The 5,770-nt window shown below is 37.8% G+C and carries 5 protein-coding genes and 1 pseudogene; all 6 read right to left on the bottom strand.

Annotated elements, in window-relative coordinates:
- Positions 1–150 (bottom strand): annotated as a pseudogene (locus tag RT405_RS06205) (protein-serine/threonine phosphatase); the annotation flags it as partial.
- Between the two features lie 36 nt (positions 151–186).
- Positions 187–1,557, bottom strand: a complete 1,371-nt coding sequence (gene rsmB / locus RT405_RS06210; protein ID WP_313468466.1) for a 16S rRNA (cytosine(967)-C(5))-methyltransferase RsmB — start codon at positions 1,555–1,557, stop codon at positions 187–189.
- On the bottom strand, positions 1,547–2,500 hold the full coding sequence (fmt, locus tag RT405_RS06215; protein WP_313468468.1) for a methionyl-tRNA formyltransferase: 954 nt from the start codon (positions 2,498–2,500) through the stop codon (positions 1,547–1,549). Before fmt ends, rsmB begins: the two co-directional genes overlap by 11 nt.
- Complete coding sequence (gene def, locus RT405_RS06220) at positions 2,497–2,991, bottom strand: peptide deformylase (protein WP_313468470.1); 495 nt, start codon at positions 2,989–2,991, stop codon at positions 2,497–2,499. The genes fmt and def overlap by 4 nt, the downstream gene beginning before the upstream one ends.
- A 20-nt stretch (positions 2,992–3,011) precedes the next feature.
- A complete protein-coding gene (priA, locus tag RT405_RS06225; RefSeq protein ID WP_313468471.1) occupies positions 3,012–5,426 on the bottom strand; it encodes a primosomal protein N' in 2,415 nt (804 codons plus the stop codon).
- Positions 5,427–5,438: 12 nt separating this feature from the next.
- The coding region (locus tag RT405_RS06230; RefSeq protein WP_313468473.1) for a phosphopantothenoylcysteine decarboxylase at positions 5,439–5,770 on the bottom strand (332 nt) is incomplete at its 5' end.

A 5,770-nucleotide genomic window follows, 5' to 3' on the forward strand; every position in this document is an offset into this window, starting at 1 on the left:
CATTTCACTTGCTACATCTCCAGCTTTGTGACCACCCATGCCATCACATAAGACGGCTAGTGTAATTCCTTGTTGGTTTGTAAAATAACCAGCAAAATCCTGATTATTTTTACGTTTTTTTCCTACATCACTACAAAAAACAATATGCATTTCTTCACCTCGCATAACTTCAAAAGTTTCAACTATTTATTTTTTTCTTAAACAACTGATAAAAAAACCGTCTGTTCCAAAATCATGTGGATAGATTTGCAATAACTGATCGTGAATATTATCCTCTAAATTTTTGTTTACAGCAATCGAAACTTTTTCAAAATCAGTATGGGTTGCCAAGAAAGATTCTACTGTTCCTTGATTTTCTTCTTTTGTGATCGTACAAGTACTATACACCAATAGACCATTTACTTTTAATTTAGGCGCTACACTAGATAATATCGCTAACTGAATTTCTTTTAATCGCTCTAGATCTTGCAGCTCTTTGGTATATTTAATATCTGGTTTTCTTCTCATCAAGCCTAACCCTGAACAAGGTGCATCCACTAAAATTCGGTCAAAGCTTTCATCTTCAAAAACATCTGCAACTTTTCTAGCATCCAAAGTCCGGCCTTCAACGACTTCTTCAACATGCAGGCGTTTAGCATTGTCTTGCACTAACTTCACTTTATGAGAATGCAAATCAAGTGCTGTGACTTTGCCGCCAGCTGCTGCTGAGAGATAAGAAGCAAGGTGCGTTGTTTTCCCTCCAGGAGCTGCACAAGCATCCAAAACTTGATGATGAGGCTCAATCTGCATCACTGGAGCAACCAACATTGAAGTTTCATCTTGCACAGTCAATTGACCGGATTGAAATAAGGGCGATGATGCAAAATGCCCGCCATTACTGATAACTCCTACAGGCGAAACTTCGCTAGCTCGTACATTAAAGCCTTCCTCTTCCAGCGCTTCTACTGCTTCTGCTACAGACAAAAATTTTTCATTTACACGTGCACTGGCATGACTAGGATTTAAGATAGCTTCTCCTAACTCTTTAGTCTCTGCCAAACCTATTTCGTCTATAAACTTTTTAACTAACCATTTTGGCATACTGATTTCAATACTTAACCGTTCAATAGGGTCTTCCAGAACTTCAAGCGACTTAAACCCTTTGCGTTCAGCGTTACGTAACACACCATTAACAAACTTACTTACGCCGATATGTCCTTTTTTCTTAGCTATTTCTGCTGCTTCAAATAAAATAGCATGAGCTGGAATTTTGTCTAAATAAATCATCTGGTAAATCGATAACCGCAATAAATTTTTTACCCAAATATCCACTTTTTTATCTTCGCTCAAAAAGTCAGATAAATAATAATCTAACGTTAACTTGCGTTGCAAAACTCCATAAACTAATTCTGTTAGCAAGCGCGCATCTGCAGAAGTCAGGTTATTTTTTTGAATGGCTTCGTTCAGTAATAAATTAGAATAAGAATGATTTTTCTCTGTTTTTTCTAAAATCGACATCGCAAGATAACGACTCGTTTTCTTAATGTTTCTCTTTTGCGGATTTTGATTATTTTCCATTATAGCCTACCTTTTCTCCAACTGTTAATTGGCTGCCGACTCCGCTTAAGAAAGCTTTTGCAGTCATTTTACTTTTCCCGGCTGGTTGCAGCTCATTTAATTGAAGCACTGTATTTTCTCCACACGCAACAAAAATAGCTACTTTTTCAATGCGGATAATGCTTCCTGGCAACTCAGACGTCTGCTCTTCTAAAGGAGTTACGTCCCATATTTTTAGCCGCTTATCTTTTAGAAAAGTATACGCACCCGGCCAAGGACGCATTCCACGCACTTGCCAGTCAATTTCTTTTGCCGTTTTAGTCCACTCAATGATTTCTTCTTCAGCTTTAATATTCGGCGAATAAGTAACTTTTTCTTCATCTTGCTGAATGGGAGTGATTTTCCCCGCCAATAAATCAGGCAAAGTATCCATCAATAGATCTCTGCCCAAACGACTTAACCGTTTGAATAAAGTTCCTACGTCATCTTTTTCTGTTATTTCCAATGAACGTTGGCTTAAAATAGCACCAGCATCCATTTTCTTTTCCATATACATAATAGTTACACCAGTCTCTTTTTCTCCTCTGATTAGAGCATAATGAACGGGTGCCCCGCCACGATATTTTGGCAAAAGTGAAGCATGTACATTGATCGCTCCATATGTGGGAACATCTAATAACTTTTGCGGCAAAAATTGCCCAAAGGCAGCTGTTACAAGTAAGTCTGGTTGCAACTCAATGATTTTAGCTAATTCTTCAGAACCAGAAATTTTTTCAGGTTGTAAAACTAAAAGCCCATGCTTTAGAGCAGCTTCTTTTACCGGTGTAGGTGTCAATATCTTTTTGCGCCCAACTGGACGATCCGGTTGTGTTACTACAGCTGCGATCTCATAATCAGCAGCAATCAATGCTTCTAAGATAGGTACAGAAAAATCAGGAGTACCCATAAAAATTAGTTTGGTCATTTTATATTTTCCTCCATATAGGTTTCTAAATCTTCAGGCAGAATGGATTGAATAATTTTGTCTGTAAATAACTTTCCTTCTAAATGCTCTAATTCATGCTGAAAGACACGCGCTAGATAATCTTCTGCTTCTACTTCATAAGCATCGCCATTCCGGTCAAAATAATTTAGCACAATTGTATCTGCTCGTTCTACTGTTCCAAAAATTTCAGGAAAACTTAAACAACCTTCTACATCAATCGTTTTCCCTGATGTTTTAATAATTTGCGGATTGATCATTTCAAACAAACCCGTTTCCTCATCTATTTCGACTAAAGCTATTCTGAGGGATTGATTTACTTGGGGAGCGGCAATTCCGATCCCATCATTTGCAACCATTGTTTCGTACATATCATCCAATAACTCAAGAATGTCGTCTGTGATTTCCATAACTTCTTTTGCTGGTGTTGTTAACATTGGATGAGGGTATTTTACTACTGGTAAAACAGCCATACTTTTCCTCTTTTCTATGATTAAATAAAGTGCATCGGTTCAGAATCAATCGCAATTTGTAATCCCTGCACCATCTCTTTTTGTGAATGATCCAATAATTCTTGTAATTGATTAAATAAGGTCGGTTCATTTTTATACTTGATAATCGTTTGATAGTAATAGCGGTTATTTACACGAGCAACAGCTTTAGGTGTTGGACCTAAAAGGATGGTTTCTGCTTTTAGTTGAGGTTTAATGAACTGAACGATTTCCTGCATTTTTTTCGCTGCTTTCAATTCTTCTGCATGGCTTGTTGTAATCAAAATAGTAAAGTAGTAAGGCGGATAATTGCCGCGATGCCTTAAAAACATTTCTTTTTGATAAAAAGCATCATAGTCATGCTGTTGAGCCAGCTGGATGGCATAGTGTTCTGGGTTAAAGGTTTGGACAACGACTTCACCCGTTAAATCGGCACGCCCTGCTCGCCCGCTCACTTGTGTCAATAATTGAAAGGTCCGTTCACTTGCTCTAAAATCTGGCAAACCCAATCCAGTGTCCGCATTCAAAACGCCTACTAATGTGATGTTAGGAAAATCTAATCCTTTCGCAATCATCTGGGTCCCCAGTAAAATGTCAGCTTCTCCATTACCGAAAGCTGACAATAAGCGTTCATGTGATCCTTTTTTTCGTGTAGTATCCACGTCCATTCGAATGATTTTTGCTTCTGGTAAAAGTTCATTCAATTCTTCTTCAATTTTTTGTGTACCTGTGCCGTAATAGCGAATTTTATGCCCTTTACAACTTGGGCAAATTCGAGGAATAGCTTCTTCATGTCCACAATAATGGCATTTCATTGTTTTGGTGTCCATATGCAATGTCAGCGAAATATCACAATTAGGACATGGCAAAACAAAGCCGCAATCGCGACACATAACGAAGGAAGAATAGCCTCGACGATTAAGCAAGAGAACGGTTTGTTCTTTTTTTGCTATCCGTTCTTTTATCTTACTTTGTAAAAGAAGTGAAAAATTGCCGCGGTTGCCTTTTTTTACCTCTTCTCGCATATCCACGATCTCTACTGATGGCAGTTCACGCTGATTTACACGTTCCGGTAATTCAAGCAAGGTATAGACCTTTTTTTGTGCACGGGCACGTGACTCTAAAGAAGGAGTCGCACTTCCTAATACAACTGGGCAATGATGATAATTTGCTCGCCAAATAGCAATATCTCTCGCATGGTAACGTGGGTTTTCGTCTTGCTTATACGTACTTTCGTGTTCTTCATCAATAATAATAACGCCAATATTTTTAACAGGAGCAAAAATAGAAGAGCGGGCTCCAACGACTACTTTCGCTTCTTCCCTTTCTATTTTGCGCCATTCATCATATTTTTCGCCAACTGATAAACCACTATGCAAAACCGCTACTGCCTCACCAAAACGGCCTTTGAATGAATTTACCATTTGAGGCGTTAAGGCTATCTCAGGAACAAGCATCAAAGCCGATTGTCCATTTTTTAACGTTTCGGCAATCGTTTGTAAATAAATTTCTGTTTTCCCACTACCGGTTACACCTTTTAAAAGAAAAATCTCTGAGCGTTTTTCTGCTAAAGCTTTTAAAATAGGGGTTAAAGCTTGCTGTTGAGTGTTACTTAATGTAAAAGCTGTTGATTTTTCAAACTGTTGCTTTTCAAAAGGATCACGGTAAACCTCTTCTTCAAAAAAAGAGAGCCATTTTTTCTTTTGGCCTTCTCGCAAAATAGCTGAAGAAACAGAAGCAGTTTTTCTAATTTCTTCGACACTGATTGTTTGGTCATTCAATGATTGAAGTACTTCCAATAACAAACGTTGTTTAGGAGCTCTTTTTCCTAACCCTATTTTTTCTTCTTCTAGTTGCTCAAAAGTTAGATTCGCTTGAATCATCCGTCTTTTTTTAGTTCTAGCCTGATTCTTAACTACATATGAAATCTCAACCGCTTCTTTTTTCTTTAGCTCTAGCAGCTGCGGTAATAAGTTACGCTCAACCGCTTCATCCCAGCTGATTTCACTGCGTCCTTTAAAAAGTTCAAAATACAACTCTTCTGGAATTTCATCTATGACACGTATTTTTTTTTCATACTTAGCCCGCAAAATAGCCGGCAGCATCGTTTGATAGCAAGTAATTTGAAATGAAAAAGTTTTATTGGCCATTTCTTGTCCTAACCACAACATCTCTTTATTCAGTACAGCTGTTAGATCCATTAGTCCTGAAATAGCTTTTAACTCTCCTCCAAAATCGCTTGATTGAGTAATCTCAACAACAAATCCCTGTACTTTTCTAGTTCCTTGTCCAAAAGGAACTTCTACTCGCATCCCTGGCATAATTTGATCCTCAAACTCTGCAGGTATGGAGTAATCATAGGGTCTATTTGTCTGCATCGTTGGTACATCGACGATAATTTTAGCAATTGAAACCACTCTCTCACATCCTTACTTTTTCATTCGTTTAATGGCTTCTTCAAAAATTCTTATAGCGATTTCTTGTTTGCTGCGAACAGAAATTTCAACAGGTTGCTCCTCAGGCATAAAGATCGTAACTTCATTTGTGTCTTTATTAAAGCCTGCATAGGATTTAGAGACATCATTTGCCACAATCATATCTGCTTTTTTTCGGGTTAATTTTCCACGAGCATATTTTTCGATATCATGGGTTTCAGCAGCAAAACCAATCAAAAATTGGTGCTGTTTTTGCTGGCCTAATTGAGCTAAAATATCTGTTGTTTTATCTAAGACGATTGTCATCGTCGTTTCATTCTTTTTAA

The organism is Carnobacterium sp., assembly GCF_032094055.1.
Lineage (GTDB): Bacteria > Bacillota > Bacilli > Lactobacillales > Carnobacteriaceae > Carnobacterium_A.

Coding starts and splice junctions, on each gene's coding strand:
- rsmB (WP_313468466.1), bottom strand. CDS start 1,557: ATGGAAAATAATCAAAATCCGCAAAAGAGAAACATTAAGAAAACGAGT.
- fmt (WP_313468468.1), bottom strand. CDS start 2,500: ATGACCAAACTAATTTTTATGGGTACTCCTGATTTTTCTGTACCTATC.
- def (WP_313468470.1), bottom strand. CDS start 2,991: ATGGCTGTTTTACCAGTAGTAAAATACCCTCATCCAATGTTAACAACA.